We start from the raw sequence: 20,468 nt of genomic DNA, 5'->3' as shown, positions 1-20,468 counted from the left end.
GAAAAATCGTTGCCACCGCTTGTGCGGTTGTTGGTTTACTGCTTCTCCCTCTTTTAAACACATCTTAAAAAATAACACCAAACATGTCATTGACCCATTAGGGCTATCAAGAATGCACGGGGGGTATCTGTGGCGTAAACATGCGACATCCCTTGTGTTACTGCTTACATGGGCAGCTTTGAATTTAAAAGGATTTTTGGTATAATTAAAAAGATAGATGGGCGTTACGCCCATTTTTTGTTTTTGGACGTAGCGTTTTGAATTAAGGGTGCGTATGCAAAATTTGCATTCAGTGGTTGAAAAGACGGTTACCCAATTGGGATACGAGTTGGTTGATTTTGAAGCAGCCAATCGCGGTAAATTGCTACGCGTGTTTATCGATAAGCTGAACCCAAAAGACAATAAGGATAGCGTTACCATTGATGATTGCGTGTTGGTAAGTAACCAGCTTGGCAATGTATTGACGGTTGAGTTGGACATTGATTATGACCGCCTTGAAGTCTCTTCAGCCGGTCTGGATCGTGTCTTGCGTAAAGACAGTGATTTTGTGCGGTTTGCCGGTGAGCGCGCCCAAATCAAGCTGCGCGTGGGTATTCAGGATGATGGACCTAAAGCGACGGCAACCAGCTTGCCTAGGAAAACATTCCTGGGGCTACTGCAAGGTGTCGAAGATGGCAAAGTAGTGATTGAGTGCGATGGCTGGGTTTATAGATTGTCGCTGGATAATATAGACAAGGCTCGTTTGAGCCCGGTTTTTGATTAATTTTTTATAGCTGATCCGTACGGTGAGTTGGAGATTACGATGAGTCGTGAATTATTGTTGTTGGTTGATGCCCTGGCCCATGAAAAAAATGTGGATAAAGAGGTAATCTTTACTGCCTTGGAACTGGCATTGGCTTCAGCTACAAAAAAGAACCATGAAGAAGGGGCTGATATCCGTGTTGAGATTGATCGCGAGACCGGAGATTATAAAACCTTCAGACGTTGGCAGTATGTAGAATACGACTTGCTGGAAAGCTCGGCTTATCAATTTGATGAAGAAGATGAACGCGCTGCGGGTAGACAAATTGGCGACTATTTTGAGGAGCCATTAGAGTCGATTGCATTTGGCCGTATTGGCGCACAGGCGGCAAAACAGGTGATTTTGCAGAAGGTTCGTGAAGCTGAGCGTGAGCAGATGATTCAGGACTTCCTGGCTCGTGGTGAAAGCCTGGTGACCGGCGTGATCAAGCGCATGGAAAAAGGCAATGCAATTATCGAAGTGGGCCGGATTGAATGCCTGCTGCCGCGCGAAGCCATGATCCAAAAGGAAAACTTGCGCGTAGGTGACCGCGTGCGTGCTTATTTGTCACGCGTAGACCGTGGTGGCCGTGGCCCGCAATTAATTTTGTCACGGGTAGCCCCGGAATTCCTCAAGCGTCTGTTTGAGCTGGAAGTGCCTGAAATTGAAGAAGGCCTGCTTGAAATCCGTTCTGCTGCACGTGACCCTGGATTGCGTTCCAAAATCGCAGTGAAAACCAACGATCAGCGCCTGGACCCTGTAGGTACTTGTGTTGGTATGCGTGGGTCTCGTGTACAAGCGGTGACCTCCGAGCTTGGTGGGGAGCGCGTGGATATCGTATTGTGGAGCATGGATCCGGCACAATTCGTGATTAATGCCTTGGCGCCTGCGGAAGTGACTTCAATTGTGGTCGACGAAGATGCACACAGCATGGATGTGGTGGTGAATGAAGAGCAATTGGCAGTGGCGATTGGCCGTAATGGTCAAAACGTGCGTCTGGCCTCTGAGCTGACAGGCTGGACTCTGAATATCCTGACGGAAGAAGCGGCAGCGCAGAAAAGCCAGGATGAATATGCCAAAATCAGCCAGTTGTTTATCGAAAAACTGGATGTGGACGAAGAGGTCGCTGACATTCTGGTGCAAGAAGGCTTTAGTACACTCGAGGAAATTGCTTACGTACCGTTGGCAGAGATGGCTGAAATCGAGGCCTTTGATGAAGATACCATCAATGAGTTGCGTTCACGCGCGCGTGCTGCTTTGTTGACTGAGGCGATTGCCAAAGAAGAAAAAGTTGAAGAAGATACTAACGACCTGATGACCCTGGAGGGGATGGATGCTGACACTGCCCATAAACTGGCAGCCAGCGAAATTCATACCAGTGAAGATCTGGCCGAACTGGCGGTCGATGAGCTGGTTGAGTTGACCGGAATAGATGAAGAGCGTGCGAAGTCATTAATTATGACAGCGCGAGCACCCTGGTTTAAGTAACCAGGCGTTTTAAATAATTTATGCGTTTAAAACATCATGCATACCTCTTAATTAAAAAATAAAGTAATTGAACTGGAGCAGTACATGGCACTTTCAACCGTCGCACAATTTGCCGCCGAGCTGGGTCTACCAACGACCCTGCTAATCGAGCAACTGAAAAGCGCAGGCGTTCACAAAACGTCTGTGGATGATTTCCTGGAAGAGGGTGACAAGGCTGCCTTGCTGGATTACTTGCGTAAAGAGCATGGGGCAGGTAACGCACCTAAAAACAAGATCACGTTGACCCGTAAGCAAAACACCGAAATCAAAAAACTGGATAGCTCAGGCAAAGCCCGTACTATCCAGGTGGAAGTGCGTAAAAAACGCGTGCTGGAACGTCCTGAAATGGGGTATGAACAGTCTGCGGATGCTGCTTATGAAGAAGCCGAGGTCATGCAAGCTGACATCGTGGAGACCGCGACACCTGAAATTGAGCCAGTGGTGGTGGAAGAGCCCGTTGTCGAAGAGATCGTGGAGGCCGTCGCTCCTGAACCCGAGCCAGAGCCTGAGCCGGAACCCATTGTTGAGGAGCCCGCGCCTGCGCCAGTGGTAGAAGCCCCAGCCCCCGTGAAAAAAGGCGTGGTTCTGTCGGCACAGGAGATTGCCTTACGCGAACAAGAAGCTTCGCGTGCGGCCAAGCTGGCTGCCTTGCAGGCAGAAGATATCAAGCGCAAGCAAGCGTTGACACAACGTCGTGCAGAAGAGGAAGCCAAGCGTCAGGCAGAAGCTGAGGCAGCGAAAAACAAACCCGCAGCGACCAAGCTCTCTGAAGGTACTTTACACAAGCCTGCTGCCAAAGCGACAGACAAGCCAGAAAACAAAGATAAAAAAGCCAAGACCGATAACCGCGACTGGAATGAAAACGAGAACAAGAAACGCGGCATTAAAACCCGTGGTGATGCACCCGCAGGGGGCGCTCAAGGCTGGCGCACCCCTAAGGGCAAGCATCACAAATCCAGTAAAGATGATCAGCACGCCTTTAATGCTCCAACTGAGCCTATCATCAAAGAGGTGATGGTGCCGGAAACCATTTCGGTTGCTGATTTGGCGCACAAAATGTCTGTTAAAGCGGCAGAAGTGATCAAGGCCTTAATGAAAATGGGCATGATGGTGACCATCAACCAGGTGCTGGATCAAGACACTGCGATTATTCTGGTCGAAGAAATGGGTCACAAAGCGCAAGCCGCGGCTGCAAACGATCCTGAAAGCTTCCTGGAAGAAACAGAAGGCGTCGAAGCGATTCTGGAAGCTCGTCCACCGGTGGTCACGGTCATGGGTCACGTTGACCATGGTAAAACCTCCTTGCTGGATTATATCCGTCGCAGTCGCGTAGCTTCAGGTGAAGCAGGCGGCATTACCCAGCACATTGGTGCTTACCACGTGGAAACGCCACGTGGCATGGTGACCTTCCTGGATACTCCTGGTCACGAGGCGTTTACTGCCATGCGTGCCCGCGGTGCCAAGGCGACCGATATCGTGATTCTGGTAGTGTCTGCCGATGATGGCGTGATGCCGCAAACCATTGAAGCCATTCACCATGCGAAAGCGGGTAACGTGCCTATCGTGGTGGCGATTAACAAGATTGATAAACCAGAAGCGCAACCAGAGCGTGTGAAGAACGAGCTGATTACGCATGAAGTGGTGCCAGAAGAGTACGGTGGCGAAACCATGTTCCGTGAAGTGTCTGCTAAAACCGGTAAAGGCATTGATGAGTTGCTGGAAGCTGTGTTGTTGCAAGCGGAAGTGCTGGAATTAAAAGCACCACTCAATACCCCTGCCAAAGGCCTGGTGATCGAAGGCCGTCTGGATAAAGGCCGTGGCCCAGTCTCTACCGTGTTGGTGCAGTCTGGTGTGCTTCGCCGCGGTGATATGCTGCTGGCAGGGACTGCTTATGGCCGTGTACGTGCCATGCTGGATGAGAATGGTCAGGATATTAAAGAGGCTGGTCCTTCTATCCCAGTCGAGGTGCTTGGCTTGTCAGATGTTCCTAGTGCCGGTGAAGAGACCATTGTGCTTAACGATGAACGTAAGGCGCGTGAAATTGCCCTGTTCCGTCAAGGTAAGTTCAGGGATGTGAAACTGGCTAAACAGCAAGCTGCCAAACTTGAAAACATGTTCGAGCAGATGGCCGAAGGCGAAGTGCAAACCTTGAACCTGATTATCAAGTCAGATGTACAAGGCTCTTACGAAGCCTTGACCACCAGCCTGCAAAAACTGTCAACCAGTGAAGTGCGTGTGAACATTATTCACACTGGCGTGGGGGCTATCAGTGAGTCTGATGTCAACCTGGCCGCGGCTTCCAGTGCGGTATTGATCGGCTTTAACGTGCGCGCGGATGCCGGTGCACGTAAGCTGGTTGAAAACCTGGATGTGGACTTGCGTTACTACAACATCATTTACGAAGCTGTGGATGAGATCAAAGCGGCGCTGGGCGGCATGCTGGCACCAGAGCAGAAAGAGCAAATGATCGGTACGGTAGAAATCCGCGAGGTATACCGGATCTCCAAAGTGGGTGCAGTGGCTGGTTGTTATGTACAGGATGGCGTGGTTAAACGTAATTCTAAAGTCCGTTTGCTGCGTAACAATGTGATTATTCACACTGGTGAGCTGGATTCACTCAAGCGCTTCAAGGATGACGTTAAAGAAGTTAAAAATAACTTTGAGTGCGGCTTGTCTCTCAAGAACTACAATGAGATTGAAGTCGGCGATATCCTGGAAGTTTATGAAGTCGTTGAAGTGGCCAGAACACTCTAATGGCTAAAGCATTCTCAAGAAACGACCGCGTCTCAGAGCAAATGCGCCGTGAACTGGCGGATTTGCTCATGTTCGAGGTCAAAGACCCGCGTGTGCAAATGGTCACCTTGACAGGGGTTGAGGTGGCTGGTGATATGGCACATGCCAAGGTCTTTTATACCGCGCAGAAAAACAGTAAAGGCCTGCAAGCCGGGCTGGAAAAAGCGGCCGGTTTCTTGCGTTCGCAGCTTGGCAAACGCATGATGATCCGTACCGTACCGCAATTGCATTTTGTCTATGATGAATCGATAGACCGTGGCATGCATATGGACAAGTTGATCAACGACGCTTTGTCCGACACCCCACCGCAAGACTAATTTTACCTTTCCGCTATGCAAACCAAACGCATTAAACGCGCCGTCCATGGCGTGTTGCTGCTTGATAAACCCTATGGTTTTTCCTCGAACCAAGCCCTGCAAAAGGTCAAATGGTTATATCAGGCACAAAAAGCCGGGCATACCGGCACCTTGGATCCGCTTGCCACGGGAGTGTTACCGATCTGCTTTGGTGAGGCAACCAAATTCGCCCAACATCTGACCGATGAAAGCAAAACTTATGTGGCAACCGTCAAGTTTGGTGTGAGCACCACCACCGGCGATAAAGAGGGAGAAGTCGTCAGTGAGGTGGCTTGTCAGGTGTCGCATGCGGACATTACGCGCGTATTGCCACAATTTATGGGTGAAATTACCCAGGTCCCGCCGATGTATTCTGCGCTTAAGGTCAATGGCAAGCCTCTGTATGAATATGCACGAGATGGCGTTGAGCTGGAGCGTCAGCCGCGGCAGGTGACGATTCATGCATTGCGCGTATTGGCCTGCGAAGAAAACAGTGCAGACATTGAAGTCTGTTGCAGTAAGGGTACCTATATCCGGACCTTGGGTGAAGACATCGGCAAAGCCCTCAATGTCGGTGCACACTTAACCGCTTTACGGCGTACCGCGACTGCGACTTATCAAATCGCTGAGACTATTACGATAGAAGCCTTGGAACAAATGTCTATGGAGCAGCGTGATGCTTTGCTGCTCCCTGTGGACACGGCCATCGAGCGCTTGCCGAAAATAGCGCTGCATGAGGATGCCGCGTATTATTTTAAACAGGGTAATCCGGTCTGGCTGTCAGGTGCCATCCCCGCAGGCGACTTACGTATTTATAGTACCGCTGGCTTGTTTTTGGGGATAGGTCAGCAACAGCGCGATGGCCGTATTGCTCCCAAACGCGTCGTCAATCTCTAATTTTCCCTTGCTTGAATGAACTTATTTTTAGCTAAAAATGCAATAAAGTTGCATTGTTGGTGTAAGGGTTTATGTTAGTATATTCAATATGTTAAAGCGGTTTTATGTGTATTTTCTATTGGCGATGCTGTTTGCGATAACGCAGACAGGCATTGTCACGCATGAAATTACCCATATCAAAGAACTGGCGCAACATTCGCAATCTGATAAGCATCAAAGCAAAGACCAATGCAGGCTCTGTGTCGCCTACTCGCATCTCGTCGGGGTGATGGCGCAGGCCTTGCAATGGAACTTGCCAGAGCTTAGCTATCTTGCCGTCATCAGCGCTCTGGCGATTGCCATCCTGCGCCCAACGCTCGCGGTCTATGCCGCACGCGCTCCTCCTTATATTGTTTAACCCCTGACCCTTTACGCTCCTGGTTGCAATTGCACCCGGAGGCTTTTGTTTGTGCAGTGCACTGATGCACTGCCTGACCTTGTCTGGAAAAAACAATGAAAATATTACAAAAGAGGATGTCTGCACGTGGGCAGCAAAAATCATTATGGCTGGCATTGATGGCGGCGTTGAGTACGCCAATGCTGGTCTTGGCGGAAGATGCAAAAACACTGGATATTGATAACGTGCCTGTCACAGGGAACCCGCTCGGCGTGGCGTCTGATGATATGGTGGTACCGGTTTCTGTACTTGGCGGACGTGAACTCAGTTTGCGTCGGCAGGGCACCCTCGGTGAAACCTTGAATGGCATTCCGGGCGTGACAGCTACCCAGTTCGGTCCGAATGCTTCGCGGCCGATTATCCGAGGCTTGGATGGCGAGCGCGTGCGTATCATGCAAAACGGGGTCGGTATCCTCGATGCTTCCTCACTCAGTTTTGACCATGCGGTGGGTGTGGACCCGTTGATTATTGAGCAAATTGATGTGGTACGTGGCCCGGCGGCATTACTTTATGGTGGCAGTGCCATGGGTGGTGTCGTCAACGCCATTGATCACCGTATTCCTAAAGAATCCTTGAATGGCTATACCGGCCGGGCTGAAGCCAGGTTTGGTGGGCCAGACAATACGCGCAATGGTGCAGCGGTGGTGGATGTCGGCAATGGCCTGTTTGCATTGCACGCGGATGTCTATAGCCGTGAAACCAGCAATCTGGAAATCCCTGGGTATGCGGTCTCCAAACGCAAGAGCTTGGCCGATGGGATTGCGCGCGATAGTCGCGGCAAGGACAAGCTCAATAATAGTTCTGCGCTGGCCAATGGCGGCGCATTGGGTGCTTCCTGGACGTTTGATACAGGCTATCTTGGAATTTCGTATGCTGACTCCAATAACCACTACGGCACCGTGGCGGAAGAAAATGTCAGAATCAATATGGAAAACAAACGTACGGAGTTGGCGGGTGAAGTGAGAGAACTCAAGGGACCTGTGCAAAAAATCAAGGTGAGAATGGCTTACACCGATTACCAGCACGAGGAAGTAGAGAGTGGCGTCGTTGGAACCACATTTAAAAACCGAGGCTTACAGGGTAGCATGGAAGCAACGCATGTTCCTCTGGCCGGCTTGAATGGGGTGGTCGGCTACCAGTTCCAGAACACGCGTTTTCAGGCCTTGGGCGAGGAAGCTTTTGTCCCTAGTGTCACCACCGTGGACCAAGGGGCTTATGTCTACGAAGAGTATGCAATTGATAAACATAAAGTCACCTTTGGCGGGCGGTTTGGTGACACCACGGTTGACTCGCATGCCGACGACAAATTCACACAAGCGAATAGCAAGCGATTTAATCCCAATAGTTTTGCTTTGGGTGGACTGTACACCATTGATGACTCCTGGAGTGTGACGACTAACTTATCGCATAACGAGCGTGCCCCCAGCTATTTTGAGTTGTACGCCAATGGGCCACACATTGCCACGGGGCAGGTGGAAGTGGGCAATAGCAATCTTAGCAAAGAGCGCTCGAATGGTATTGATGCGCAGCTAAAATGGAAATCGGGTGGTCACAGCGTGACCCTGGGTGCGTATGCCACCAAATTTAAAAACTTTATCGGCTTGTTCAATACAGGCATTGAGGTACCGGTGGATGGTGAGTTACTCCCTGAAGCCCAGTTCAGAGCGGTTCCTGCCTTGTTCAAGGGACTGGAGCTGGAAGGTAAATTTGCCTTGAATGACGAGTGGACGTTGAAAATGCGAGGCGATTACGTGCATGCTAAAGACACGCGTAACAATCAATACTTGCCACGGATCTCCCCTTTAAGACTTGGGGGTGGGCTGGACTATCGCCTGGGTAACTGGAATGCGCGCGTCGATGTGCTGCATGCGTTCAAACAGAATCACGTGGCAGAAAACGAGCTCAAAACCAATGCATATACCAATTTAAGCGCATTGGTGGCTTACAAGTTGCCGGTCAAATCGCACGTGGAGTTGTTTGCCAAGGCCAATAACCTGCTGAACGAAGAGATCCGCGAGCATGCGTCTTTCCTGAAAGATATTGCGCCGGCTGGCGCGAGAGCGCTGTTGTTGGGGGCGCGTGCTGACTTTTAAAAGACTTGTTATGCTGCCCTAGGTGCCCTATTTTGCGGTGCGCTGAGGGCGGTGGGATGAAAGCAAAAGGCTGACCGGGTCAGCCTTTTGTCCTTTTAATTGAGTAGGATCAAGCCCCACACGACCGCCAGATTGATCAAGGCCAGCAGTACGGCGGCACTGCCAATATCTTTGGCGCGCTTGGCCAGGGCATGCCGTTCAATCGATACACGGTCAACCACTGCTTCCACAGCAGAGTTCAGGAGTTCTACAATCATGACCAGCAACACACTGCCGACCATGAGAATGCGGTGCAGGGCTTCTGACTCCAGGTAAAATGCCAATGGAATCAGTACCAGAGATAGCCAGACCTCTTGACGGAAAGCATCTTCATGCTGATAAGCGGCTTTAAAGCCATCCATGGAGTAGCCAAAGGCATTAATTAAACGCCGGAGGCCGGTTTTGCCTTTGAAGGGACTTTCCTGGTGACCTGTAGGGGGAGTGTTTTGCATGGGTTATCTCTAAAATTGCGAACATCAGATTTTAACATGCGCTATGATAGCGCTTTTAGCAGTGTAGTGAGGATCGAACATGGCAAGATTGGTGCAATGTGTGAAACTGGGCAAAGAGCTCGAAGGCATGGATTTTCCGCCTTATCCGGGTGAGCTGGGTAAAAAGATTTATATGCATGTGTCTAAAGAGGCATGGGCAGGCTGGCTGAAACAGCAAACCATGTTGGTGAATGAAAACCGCTTAAGTCTGGCTGACCCTAGCGCACGTAAATATCTGGCCGAGCAAACCGAAAAATACTTTTTTGGTGACGGTGCTGATGTTGCCAGTGGCTATGTGCCTCCTTCGGCTTAGTCATCATGCTTAAGGCAGCTGAGACTTCAAGTATCTCCACGCCAACAAAAATAAAAAGCACTCCTGGGAGTGCTTTTTATTTGCGCTGAATTATGACTGCGTTTCGCGCTGGATATCTTCCAGGCTGGTATGGCGGATATCTTTGCCTTTCACCATATAAACCACGTATTCCGAGATATTCTTGGCATGGTCACCAATGCGCTCGATCGCTTTTGCAACAAACAGCACTTCGAGTGACATGGAAATGGTACGTGGATCTTCCAGCATGAATGTGATCAGTTGACGCATGGCGGCACGGAACTGTTCGTCCACCTGCTCATCCTGTCTGGCCACTTCCACAGTCTGGCTCACATCCAGGCGGGCGAATGAATCCAATGCGGTACGCAGCATTTCACGCACAATCCCCACCATGGTTTTGATCTCGTTAAACCGTGGTTTATACATGCGGTCTTGCTCGTAGATACGCTGGGCGGTACGGGCGATTTTTGTCGCTTCGTCACCAATCCGCTCCAGGTCAGTGATGGTTTTCACCATCATCATGATCATGCGCAAATCACGTGCAGCAGGTTGTCTGCGCGCAATGATATGGCTGCAATCCTCATCGACCTGAACCTCTAAAGCATTGACGCGCGTATCGCGCTCCATGACGTCTTTGGCCAGTTTGACATCCGCGTTGGTCAGTGACTCCAGCGCATTGACGATCTGCTGCTCCACCACCCCGCCCATTTCGAGAACCTTGGCACGGACTGACTCCAGTTCAACATCATATTGCTTAGAGGTGTGTTCAAATTGCATGACAAATTTTTCCTAATTATTGTGCCGATGCAGGTTACCAGCACAATATGACAACTATATGATAATTTTCAGCGGGGCAAAGTTGCAATTACTTGGTCATGGTTTTGACACCATTTGGCGTCGCCAGCAGCAAGACGTTTGCAGGGCGGGCGGCGAATAAACCGTTGGTTACCACACCAACAATCTGGTTGATTTTGGCTTCCATGTCAATCGGGTCGCTAATGGTTAAACCGTGGACGTCGAGGATCAGGTTGCCATTGTCTGTGGTGAAGTCACGCAGTTTGGGTTGACCGCCCAGCTTGACCAGCTCGCGTGCGACATGGCTACGTGCCATAGGCAAGACTTCAACGGGCAGCGGGAACTTGCCCAGTACCGGCACAAATTTGCTTTCGTCACAGATACAGATAAAAGATTTAGCGACTGCTGCGACGATTTTTTCACGGGTCAACGCACCGCCACCGCCTTTTAGCATGTGCATGTGCTCAGTGATTTCGTCCGCACCATCCACGTAGATGTCCAGGCTGTCGACGCTGTTTAAATCAAATACTTCGATGCCGTGGTTACGCAGGCGCTGTGCGGTCGCTTCAGAGCTAGCCACTGCGCCGGTGATTTTATGTTTCACTTTTGCCAGTTCGTCGATGAAAAAGTTGGCAGTTGAGCCGGTGCCTACGCCAATAATCCCGTCTTTGACGTAAGTGACGGCTGCTTTTGCTACTTCGAGTTTGAGTGCGTCTTGTTGTGCTTTATCCATCGCCATGTGCTTCAATCCTTGATTAATTCTTTATAATACAAACAATTCTCTATCATACACTGCAACCTTGCGGTTTTAAAATCTCCACGTATTTCATGACCATCAATTACCGCGAAAAAATCGAACATTCCCAAGTCTATGCTGTTGCCAGACATACGCCGCTTGATGACATGCCCAACTTGTCCACACGCTTGAACAACCGTGTGTTGCTTAAACGCGAAGATATGCAGCCGGTATTTTCATTCAAGCTGCGCGGGGCTTATAACAAAATGGCTAACCTGACGCCGGAAGCCTTGCAACGCGGGGTGATCTGCGCCAGCGCTGGCAATCATGCGCAAGGTGTCGCCCTGAGTGCGCAAAAAATGGGTTGCCGCGCCGTCATTGTGATGCCCACCACCACGCCGGCGATCAAGGTCAATGCGGTGCGCGCCCGCGGTGCCGAGGTGGTGTTATTCGGGGATAGTTATTCCGATGCGTATGCGCATGCGCTTGAGGTGGAAAAAAAACAAGGCCTGACCTTTGTACACCCTTATGACGATCCGGATGTCATCGCTGGCCAGGGCACGATTGCGCTGGAACTGGTGCAAGATCATGCCGCACCGATTGAAGCGGTCTTCTGTTGTGTCGGTGGTGGTGGTTTGCTGGCGGGGATTGCGGCTTACCTCAAAGCGGTCCGCCCCGAAATCAAGGTGATTGGTGTCGAGGCGCAGGATGCCGAGGCGATGACAGAGTCACTGAAGCTTGGCGAGCGGGTCATGTTGGAGCAAGTAGGTTTGTTTGCCGATGGGGCAGCGGTTAAGCAAGTGGGCGAGCATACTTTTGCGCTTGTGCAGCAATATGTCGATGAAATGATCGTGGTCGATAACGACGAAATTTGTGCCGCCATCAAGGATGTATTTGAAGATACACGTAGTATTCTTGAGCCTGCAGGTGCACTGGCCGTCGCTGGCTTGAAAGCCTACGCTGCGCGTGAGCAGTGTCAAGGCAAGACACTTGTGGCAGTGGCATCCGGCGCTAACATGAATTTTGACCGCTTGCGTTTTATTGCCGAGCGCGCCGAGCTAGGCGAGCACCGCGAGGCGGTCTTTGCCGTGACTATTCCAGAAACGCCTGGTGCCTTCAAGCGCTTTTGCCGCTTGCTAGGGCAGCGCAATATTACCGAATTCAATTACCGGTTTGCTGACAGCCAGCAGGCGCACATCTTTGTCGGCTTGGCGGTGCATCATCCGACAGAGGCCGATGCCATCGCAGCCAAGCTGGAGGCCGCAGGCCTGCCTGCGATTAATTTAAGTGACAATGAAATGGCCAAGTTGCACTTGCGGCATCTGGTCGGCGGGCACGCACCACAAGTGCAAAATGAGGTGGTCTACCGCTTTGAGTTTCCAGAGAAACCCGGGGCGTTAATGAACTTTCTCGAATCCATGGGTCACAATTGGAACATCAGTCTGTTTCACTACCGTAATCATGGTGCGGATTTTGGCAGGGTATTGGTAGGCATGCAGGTGCCGCCTGAAGATCAAGCGGCATTTGAGCAATTTTTGCAGCAACTCGGGTATCCCTACTGGGATGAAAGTCACAACCCTGCTTACCGGTTATTTTTAGGCTAGCGTGCAGGTGTTGCGGTTGGTTGTATGAAGCCATGTTGGTGGTTGTATATAGCCGACAGCCAATGAGCGTTGGCAGAAAAGCAAGCGGCAGGATCGCTGGTGTGGCGAGAACGATTCTTGCTGGCTAAGCCTACACATTGAAAGCAATGAAACTTAGATAATAAATCAGGAGATATAAACAAATGTTGAATTCATCCTTGGCGCGGCGTACGCGCACCAGCTTGTGGATGTTGGCCCTGCTCGCCAGCGTCACCGCCTGTAACAAACAGGAAGAGCCCGCAGCCGCGCCCGAAAGCGCCGTGACTGAAGCTCCTGCCAGTACCGCAGTGGCATACGTTTCAACCCAGGATGCAGGGGTCAGCGTGATTGACTTGGCGACCATGCAAGTCACCAAAAGCCTGGATGTGAAAGCCCAGGGTCCGCGCGGCTTGGCACTTACTGATGATGGCAAACAACTGGTGGTCGCCACGCGTGAAAATGGCAGTGTTTCTGTGATTGATACCGCGACCGGCGAGCTTGTTAAGCAGATCGAAGTCGGCAAAAACCCTGAGTTTGTGCGGGTGAGTGGTAATTATGCTTTTGTTTCGTCCGAGCCTAGCTCTAAAGCTGGTCCGCCACCCAAGCCTGGCAGCAAGCCAGAAGAGGATGACGATGATGATGAAGAAAAAGTCCCGGCCAAAATTGCGATTGTCGATTTGACCAAGGGTGAAAAAATCCGCGAAATCACTGGCGGTCCAGAAACCGAAGGCGTGGAGTTTTCGGCCGATGGCAAGCAACTGGTGATTACCAATGAAGCGGACAATACCGTGACTGTCCATAACATCGAAACTGGCGATCTGGTCAAAACCATCTCCACCCATGAATATGGTGACCGTCCGCGCGGCATCAAAGTGTCACCGGATGGGAGTACCTATCTTGCCACCCTGGAGTTTGGTAACAAATTTATAGTGATGGACAAGGACTTCAACGTGGTTCGCACCGTCGATACCGCTGAAACACCATACGGGATTGCCTACGACAGCAAAGGTGAGCGGATTTTTGTTGCGACCAACAAAGCAAAACTGTTACAGGTATTTGATGCCAAGACCTTTGAAAAAATCAAGGAAGTGCCGACCGGTAACCGTTGCTGGCATTTCAGTTTTACGCCAGATAACAAGCAGGTGCTGTTAGCGTGCGGCAAGTCTGATGCGGTGTTTGTGATTGATGCAGATAAGCTCGAAGTGACCAAGCAGGTGGAAGTGAAGAACATGCCTTGGGGCGTCGTGACCTTCCCTAAAGCAATGGGCAGTTTGGAAAACGCCAAGTAATAAGTCATTAAGTAATAAAGCGCGATGTAAATTGCGCGCCACGTGCGCTCAATTTGTAAAAAAGCCCGCCAGGATAGGCGGGCTTTTTTTTGAGTAAATTTTTTGTGAGCGCCCTAAAGTTTTATCCCTGGCCGCCGTAAACAAACTTAGATGACAATGATTGCGTCTGGAATGTGCAGTTTGCCGGAAGCCATGCCGGCAAGTCTGCAAGTCAGGTTGAGTCACTGACTATGCCAGTTGCGCAACCGTTGTTTCGGCATGCAGACCACGTTAACCCTAGGGTTAACGTCGTTCCTCACAGGGCTTCTTCGGAAGCCCTTTTTTTGGGCTGAATACAGTTGGGGGGGCGGGTTAAGCGCTAACCCGCGGGCAGAGGCTTACTGGCTGCGCTTGCGTAACCAGAACGTAAATACCCCTTCGGCCTCTTGCATTTCGATCAAGGTGTGGCCGGTCTGGCGGCAAAACGCATCAAAATCTTTTTTTGAGCCAGGATCCGTTGCCATGATTTTGAGTACTTGGCTAGGCTGCAATTCGTTCAAGGCTTTTTTGCAGCGCAAAATGGGCAATGGGCAATTCAGGTGGCGGGCGTCTACTTCTTTATCGTATTGCATAAACAATCCTGAGTTTCTGAATTAAGCGGGTTCGATTGGCAGGCCATGTTGTGCCCAGGCCAGAATGCCGCCAGCCAAATGCGAAACATCGCTGCAGCCTTGTGCCAATGCAAATTCACCCGCAGAGATCGAGCGTACGCCGCTGCGGCAGTAAAACACGATTTTTTTATCCTGAGGCAGCTGGTGAAACATTGCTGCGAGATGGCCTAAGGGTAAATGCATGGCGCCAGGCAAAATGCCAGAGACCAGTTCATGGTCATTGCGGATATCGATCAGCAGCAATGAGGGATCATTGAGTAATGGCTGTAATTCATCCGGTGTTAAGTGTTTTAATGACATCAACAAACCCAGAAAAAGAAATGTGCCGGAAGGCAAGAGGAGTGGTGGCCAGAGGCAGAATCGAACTGCCGACACGAGGATTTTCAATCCTCTGCTCTACCGACTGAGCTATCTGGCCAACAGCAATTTGGGTGTGTCCCGAATCGCAAGACGCGCATTATAGCAAAGAACGCCAAGAATGCACACAAAAGATAAAAAAAATCCTGATATGCTTGCGAAGCGGTATTTGACGCCGGTTTTTTTTAAAAAGGAATGATTGATGTCTGCCGTAGAGACGCCTCAAGAATTGTCTGCCCCGAACAAGCCTTCCCCACGGGTATTCTGGGCCTACTGGTTGCACTTGGGCTGTATTAGCGTGGGTGGGCCCGCGGCACAGATCGCCTTGATGCATCAGGCACTCGTCGTAGAAAAGCGCTGGATCTCAGAAGCCAGATTTTTACATGCCTTGAATTATTGTATGTTGCTGCCCGGCCCCGAGGCGCAGCAAATGGCGGTTTATATGGGCTGGCTATTGCATGGCGCCTGGGGCGGCATCGTGGCCGGCTGCTTGTTTGTGCTGCCCGCTTTTGCGTTGCTGGTCTTGCTGGCTTGGGGGTATATGCAGTGGGGCAGCCTGCCAGCCGTGGCTGCTTTGCTGTATGGGGTTAAGCCACTGGTGGTGGCATTGGTCTGCTGTGCGGCCTGGCGCTTGGCAAAAAAGGTGCTGCGTGCACGCTGGTTATGGGGCGTATTTTTGCTGGCCCTGTGCCTGCAAGTTGCCCATCTGCCATTCCCTGCAATTATCCTGGTGGCGGCAGTGTTAGGCATCGTTGTGCAACAATATTGGCCGCATTGGGTCGAAACTTCATCAGCGCATGCCACGGCAGGTGCCCAGCCTGGTGTGGCGAGTGTGATTGATGACAATACTGCCGTGGCCGGACTGGCCAGTTTGCGCCGATGGACGGCGAGTGTGTTGATCTGGGGCGCGCTCTGTGGGGTTGGGGTCGCTGCCGCATTAGTGTTTTATTATGGCCAGACGCATCTGTTTACCCGCTTGGCCACCTTTTTTAGCCAAGCAGCTTTTCTGACGTTTGGCGGCGCCTATGCGGTTTTGCCCTATGTGTTTGATGCCAGTGTGCAGCATTACCATTGGTTAACGACGGCGCAAATGCTGGATGGCTTGGCTTTGGGTGAGAGTACACCGGGCCCGCTAATTATGGTGGTCACCTATATTGGTTTTGTTGCGGCCTGGCAGGCCGGGTTGGCATTGCCTGATTGGCAGGCGGGCTTGATAGGTGCCACGATTGTGACCTGGTTTACGTTTGTGCCCAGTTTTGTCATGGTGTTTTTGGGTGCGCCCTGGATAGAGCGTACGCGCCAGCAATGGCGTTGGACGGCGCCACTACATGCCATTAGTGCGGCGGTGATCGCAGGCATGGTGGCGCTGGCACTCACGCTGACCCGGCATGTGGTCTGGCCGGGGGCGTTGGAGGTGGCCGCTGCTGGCTTGGTGGTCTTGGCACTGTGGTTGTTGGCAAGCAAGCGGATCTCTATCCTTTGGCTGTTGCCAGCATTTATGGCTTTCGGATGGTTATTAAAGGCAGGATAAATAGATGTCAGATTCGATCATGATTTTGGGTGAGGTGCTGGGGGATGTGTTTCCTGAGCAAACCGTCATTGGTGGGGCGCCTTACAACGTAGCGCGTCATTGCCACGCGTTTGGCTTGCCTGTGCATTTGCTCACGGCCGTTGGCCAGGATGCATTGGGTGAGCGCATTGTGGCTGAAATGCAGTCGAGTGGCCTCTCGGCAGAAGGCGTGCAGCAATCTACGCGCTTGCCGACCGGGCAAGTCAAGGTGCACCTGGGCCCCAATGGCCATCAGTTCGAGATTTTGGATCAGCAAGCCTATGATGACCTGCAATGGCCGCCCGTTGAGGCCCTTACCTTGAAGTATCCGCCCCGGCTGGTGTATTTCGGGTCGCTGGCGTTGCGGCATGCGCACATGCAGGCGGTGGCGGCGCAATGGTTAGCACTCTGCAAGCCCGCTACCGTGCTTTGTGATATCAACCTGCGCGCCCCCTGGTATGACGCTGAGAGTGTGCGCATGGCTTTGCAGGCGGCCGATATCCTGAAAATCAATCATGAAGAGTTGCCAGAAGTATGCAAGCTGCTGGGCGTGCCTGGTTCGGCGGATATCAATGAGTTGGCCCGGCGCTTGTTAATGGTGTTTGGTTTAACCGAAATGTTTGTCACCTGTGGTGAAGAGGGCAGCTTCTGGCTGGACCGGTTTGGCCAGGGCTTTCGCGTACCGCCAGTGCGCCTGAGCACGGCATTTGTCGATAGCGTTGGCGCCGGGGATGCGTATACCTCGGTGGTGATTAGAGGGTTGCTGGCTGGCTGGTCGCGCCAGACCATCCTGACGCGTGCGGCCAGTTTTGCGGCCTCTATTTGTGGCATTCGCGGGGCGGTGCCAGCCGCTGCCGACTTTTATGATGATTTTCTGTAAGCCTGCAATAAAGTGGGTGCCAGTCAATTTAATTCATAAAAACAGAAACTTAATGTGATAAAAGCCTATGCAAGGATGGCACTTGCCGCTATAATGCGCGTTTCGTGTAAATTGAATGTCGGTGCGGTAGGCAAATGGGTTGTCTGGCTGCGACGATATTGACGCTAACTCAAGGAAAATAAAGATGGCGATTACCGCAGAACAATCCGCAAAAATCATTAAAGATTTTCAACGCAGTGCTAACGATACAGCGAGCCCAGAAGTGCAAGTGGCTTTGTTGACATACCGTATCAGCTACCTGACAGAACACTTCAAATCCAACAAAAAAGACAACCACTCACGCCGTGGTCTGTTGGCTTTGGTTAGCCAGCGCCGTCGTTTGCTGGACTACCTCAAAGGTAAAGACGTTAGCCGTTATCAAACGCTGATCGAGCGCTTGAACCTGCGTAAATAATTTGGCTAAAAGTGACGTTTAATCCAGTTCACTTTTAACGAAATAAAAGCCGATGGCATGGTGACTGCCTCGGCTTTTTTGCTTTAAAAATCCGCAGATTTTGAATTTGCCGGATTTTCTTCTCACCAACCGGGGTGGCTTCTGTGAGTGCGTTTTGTGCTTATTTTGAACAAAAAGCGTGCTGATGGAAGTCACCGCATAATTGTAGAGAGATTGGCTATTGGGTAGTGAATAGCCGTGGTAGATAAAGGAAAAACAATGTTTGAAATTACGAAAAAAAGCCTCCAGCTTGGGGCGCATACCCTGACCATTGAAACCGGGGAAATCGCACGCCAGGCCGATGGCGCAGTGATGGTGAGCTATGGCGATACCGTTGTGCTGGTGGCCGCGACAGCGAAAACCGAAGTCAAAGAAGGTCAGGATTTCTTTCCATTGACCGTGGATTACCAGGAAAAAACCTATGCGGCTGGCCGCATTCCAGGCGGTTACTTCAAGCGTGAAGGCCGTCCTAGCGAAAAAGAAACCCTGACGGCACGTTTGATCGACCGCCCGATGCGTCCGCTGTTCCCAGATGCGTTCTACAACGAAGTGCAAATCGTCGCGACTGTATTGTCCATCGATCCAGAAATCGATGCTGACATCCCAGCCATGATCGGTGCTTCTGCTGCCGTCGCATTGGCAGGCATCCCTTTCTACGGCCCAATGGGTGCGGTAAAAGTGGGTTACATCAACGGTGAATACGTGTTGAACCCAACCGCGACACAGTTGAAAGAGTCCGAGCTGGATTTGGTTGTTGCCGCGACTGAAACTGCCGTGATGATGGTGGAATCCGAAGCCAAAGAATTGCCAGAAGACGTGATGCTGGGTGCCGTTGTGTTCGGCCACGAGCAAATGCAACCTGTGATCAAAATGATTAACGAACTGGCTGCTGAAGCTGGTAAAGATGCCTGGGACTGGACACCACCAGAGCCAGACACTGCACTGATTGCAAAAGTGGAAGCGATTGCCGCTGAAGACATCAACGCTGCTTTCAAAATCAAATCCAAAGGTGAGCGCTCTGCCAAGCTGGACGAAATCAAGTCCCGCGTGATGAGCACTTTGATCACTGAAGAAACTTCTACTTTAGAAGCCAACAAGATTAAAGACGAATTCTTTAAACTCGAAGCGAAAACCGTGCGTAGCCAGATTTTGAACGGTGAACCACGGATTGATGGCCGCGATACACGTACCGTGCGCCCGATCACCATCCGTTCCGGCGTATTGCCACGCACCCACGGTTCTGCGCTGTTTACCCGTGGTGAAACACAGGCCTTGGTCGTGACGACTTTAGGTACAGGCAAAGATGAGCAAATCATTGACGCGCTGGCTGGCGAATACTACGAAAACTTCATGCTGCACTACAACATGCCTCCGTTCGCCACTGGTGAAACTGGCCGTGTCGGTTCACCAAAGCGCCGCGAAATCGGTCACGGTAACCTGGCTAAACGTGCATTGAAAGCCGTATTGCCTAAGAAAGAAGACTTCGACTACACCCTGCGTGTCGTGTCCGAGATCACTGAGTCCAACGGTTCCAGCTCCATGGCATCTGTCTGTGGTGGCTGCCTCTCCATGCTGGACGCCGGTGTGCCATTAACTGCACACGTGGCTGGTGTGGCCATGGGGCTGATTAAAGAAGGCAACCGCGTTGCGGTGCTGACCGACATTCTGGGTGACGAAGACCACCTGGGTGACATGGACTTTAAAGTAGCCGGTACCGACAAAGGCGTGACTGCCCTGCAAATGGACATCAAGATCACCGGCATCACTGCACAAATCATGCAAGTGGCCCTGGCACAAGCCAAAGAAGGCCGCGCGCATATTCTGGGCTTGATGAAACAAGCCGTGTCTGGCGTCAACACCGAAATGTCACAGTTTGCCCCTCGTATCATCACCATGAAGATCAATCCGGACAAAATCCGTGACGTGATCGGTAAAGGTGGCGCTGTGATCCAGGCACTGACCAAAGAAACCAACACCAGCATCGACATCGAAGATGACGGTACCGTGAAGATCGCGTGCACCAATGCGGATGAAGGGGCTGAGGCACAACGCCGTATTGCACAGATCACCGCTGAAGTGGAAGTCGGCCAGATCTACGAAGGCCCAGTGGTCAAGATCCTCGACTTTGGTGCCGTGGTGACCTTGTTGCCAGGTAAAGATGGCCTGGTACACATTTCACAAATCGCCCACGAGCGTGTAAAAGCGGTGAGTGATTACCTCAAAGAGGGTGACATTGTGAAAGTGAAAGTGGTTGAGTTGGATGACAAAGGCAAAGTGCGTTTGAGCATGAAAGCCCTGATTGATCCACCAGCAAAAGAAGAAGCGCCAGCGGCTGAATAAGTCGTTAAGCAATCAAAAGCCCGCGCAAGCGGGC

20 protein-coding genes and 1 tRNA gene are annotated in these 20,468 nt (G+C 51.3%); 15 read left to right on the top strand and 6 right to left on the bottom strand.

Annotation, left to right across the window (positions count from 1 at the left end; genetic code table 11):
- The 8 genes from ACIDF8_RS13040 to ACIDF8_RS13005 all read left to right on the top strand — a co-directional run.
- A partial coding sequence (locus tag ACIDF8_RS13040; RefSeq protein WP_412011042.1) for a hypothetical protein occupies positions 1–205 on the top strand: 205 nt, incomplete at its 5' end.
- 69 nt (positions 206–274) lie between these two features.
- Positions 275–763, top strand: coding sequence for a ribosome maturation factor RimP (rimP, locus tag ACIDF8_RS13035; protein WP_412011041.1), 489 nt, complete (start codon positions 275–277; stop codon positions 761–763).
- A gap of 39 nt (positions 764–802) precedes the next feature.
- Positions 803–2,269, top strand: coding sequence for a transcription termination factor NusA (nusA, locus tag ACIDF8_RS13030; protein WP_412011040.1), 1,467 nt, complete (start codon positions 803–805; stop codon positions 2,267–2,269).
- An 84-nt stretch (positions 2,270–2,353) separates the two neighbouring features.
- Positions 2,354–5,062, top strand: coding sequence for a translation initiation factor IF-2 (gene infB, locus ACIDF8_RS13025; protein ID WP_412011039.1), 2,709 nt, complete (start codon positions 2,354–2,356; stop codon positions 5,060–5,062).
- Positions 5,062–5,418, top strand: a complete 357-nt coding sequence (gene rbfA, locus ACIDF8_RS13020) for a 30S ribosome-binding factor RbfA (protein ID WP_412011038.1) — start codon at positions 5,062–5,064, stop codon at positions 5,416–5,418. The genes infB and rbfA overlap by 1 nt, the downstream gene beginning before the upstream one ends.
- Before the next feature lie 15 nt (positions 5,419–5,433).
- The gene (gene truB, locus ACIDF8_RS13015; protein ID WP_412011037.1) at positions 5,434–6,333 is read left to right on the top strand and encodes a tRNA pseudouridine(55) synthase TruB; all 900 of its coding nucleotides are present in this window, start codon (positions 5,434–5,436) and stop codon (positions 6,331–6,333) included.
- A gap of 88 nt (positions 6,334–6,421) precedes the next feature.
- Positions 6,422–6,730, top strand: coding sequence for a hypothetical protein (locus tag ACIDF8_RS13010; protein ID WP_412011036.1), 309 nt, complete (start codon positions 6,422–6,424; stop codon positions 6,728–6,730).
- A gap of 95 nt (positions 6,731–6,825) precedes the next feature.
- Positions 6,826–8,862, top strand: coding sequence for a TonB-dependent receptor (locus tag ACIDF8_RS13005; protein ID WP_412011035.1), 2,037 nt, complete (start codon positions 6,826–6,828; stop codon positions 8,860–8,862).
- A gap of 95 nt (positions 8,863–8,957) precedes the next feature.
- On the opposite strand, the gene ACIDF8_RS13000 is transcribed toward ACIDF8_RS13005, so the two are convergent.
- On the bottom strand, positions 8,958–9,353 hold the full coding sequence (locus tag ACIDF8_RS13000) for a diacylglycerol kinase (RefSeq protein ID WP_412011034.1): 396 nt from the start codon (positions 9,351–9,353) through the stop codon (positions 8,958–8,960).
- 79 nt (positions 9,354–9,432) lie between these two features.
- Here ACIDF8_RS13000 and ACIDF8_RS12995 point away from each other — a divergent pair, with 79 nt between their 5' ends.
- Positions 9,433–9,705, top strand: coding sequence for an oxidative damage protection protein (locus ACIDF8_RS12995; protein WP_412011033.1), 273 nt, complete (start codon positions 9,433–9,435; stop codon positions 9,703–9,705).
- A gap of 90 nt (positions 9,706–9,795) precedes the next feature.
- Here the strand turns inward: ACIDF8_RS12995 and phoU are convergent, their stop codons facing one another.
- Positions 9,796–10,500, bottom strand: a complete 705-nt coding sequence (gene phoU, locus ACIDF8_RS12990) for a phosphate signaling complex protein PhoU (RefSeq protein ID WP_412011032.1) — start codon at positions 10,498–10,500, stop codon at positions 9,796–9,798.
- A gap of 88 nt (positions 10,501–10,588) precedes the next feature.
- A complete protein-coding gene (rpiA, locus tag ACIDF8_RS12985; protein ID WP_412011050.1) occupies positions 10,589–11,251 on the bottom strand; it encodes a ribose-5-phosphate isomerase RpiA in 663 nt (220 codons plus the stop codon).
- Positions 11,252–11,346: 95 nt separating this feature from the next.
- Between rpiA and ilvA the strand changes: the two genes are divergently transcribed.
- Both ilvA and ACIDF8_RS12975 read left to right on the top strand, forming a co-directional pair.
- Positions 11,347–12,858: a threonine ammonia-lyase, biosynthetic gene (gene ilvA, locus ACIDF8_RS12980; RefSeq protein WP_412011031.1), complete on the top strand. Its 1,512-nt coding sequence runs from the start codon at positions 11,347–11,349 to the stop codon at positions 12,856–12,858.
- 182 nt (positions 12,859–13,040) lie between these two features.
- Positions 13,041–14,165, top strand: coding sequence for a hypothetical protein (locus ACIDF8_RS12975; RefSeq protein WP_412011030.1), 1,125 nt, complete (start codon positions 13,041–13,043; stop codon positions 14,163–14,165).
- 377 nt (positions 14,166–14,542) lie between these two features.
- Here ACIDF8_RS12975 and ACIDF8_RS12970 read toward each other — a convergent pair whose 3' ends face one another.
- The 3 genes from ACIDF8_RS12970 to ACIDF8_RS12960 form a co-directional block, all read right to left on the bottom strand.
- Positions 14,543–14,776 carry a sulfurtransferase TusA family protein gene (locus ACIDF8_RS12970; RefSeq protein ID WP_412011029.1) on the bottom strand — a complete coding sequence of 78 codons (234 nt, stop codon included), beginning with the start codon at positions 14,774–14,776 and terminating at the stop codon, positions 14,543–14,545.
- 21 nt (positions 14,777–14,797) lie between these two features.
- Positions 14,798–15,115, bottom strand: a complete 318-nt coding sequence (locus tag ACIDF8_RS12965; protein WP_412011028.1) for a rhodanese-like domain-containing protein — start codon at positions 15,113–15,115, stop codon at positions 14,798–14,800.
- 42 nt (positions 15,116–15,157) lie between these two features.
- Positions 15,158–15,233, bottom strand: a tRNA-Phe gene (locus ACIDF8_RS12960).
- 141 nt (positions 15,234–15,374) lie between these two features.
- Here ACIDF8_RS12960 and chrA point away from each other — a divergent pair.
- The 4 genes from chrA to pnp all read left to right on the top strand — a co-directional run bounded on the left by chrA (position 15,375) and on the right by pnp (position 20,434).
- Entirely contained in the window at positions 15,375–16,703 is a 1,329-nt protein-coding gene (chrA, locus tag ACIDF8_RS12955) for a chromate efflux transporter (RefSeq protein WP_412011027.1), read from the top strand.
- A 4-nt stretch (positions 16,704–16,707) separates the two neighbouring features.
- The gene (locus ACIDF8_RS12950; RefSeq protein WP_412011026.1) at positions 16,708–17,601 is read left to right on the top strand and encodes a PfkB family carbohydrate kinase; all 894 of its coding nucleotides are present in this window, start codon (positions 16,708–16,710) and stop codon (positions 17,599–17,601) included.
- A 184-nt stretch (positions 17,602–17,785) separates the two neighbouring features.
- Positions 17,786–18,055, top strand: a complete 270-nt coding sequence (gene rpsO / locus ACIDF8_RS12945) for a 30S ribosomal protein S15 (protein ID WP_194749762.1) — start codon at positions 17,786–17,788, stop codon at positions 18,053–18,055.
- Positions 18,056–18,313: 258 nt separating this feature from the next.
- Entirely contained in the window at positions 18,314–20,434 is a 2,121-nt protein-coding gene (pnp, locus tag ACIDF8_RS12940) for a polyribonucleotide nucleotidyltransferase (RefSeq protein ID WP_412011025.1), read from the top strand.
- Positions 20,435–20,468: the final 34 nt, after the last annotated feature.

Source organism: Methylophilus sp. 3sh_L, from assembly GCF_046766015.1.
In the GTDB taxonomy this organism is placed as follows: domain Bacteria; phylum Pseudomonadota; class Gammaproteobacteria; order Burkholderiales; family Methylophilaceae; genus Methylophilus.
This window is presented reverse-complemented; position numbering and strand designations above follow the sequence as displayed.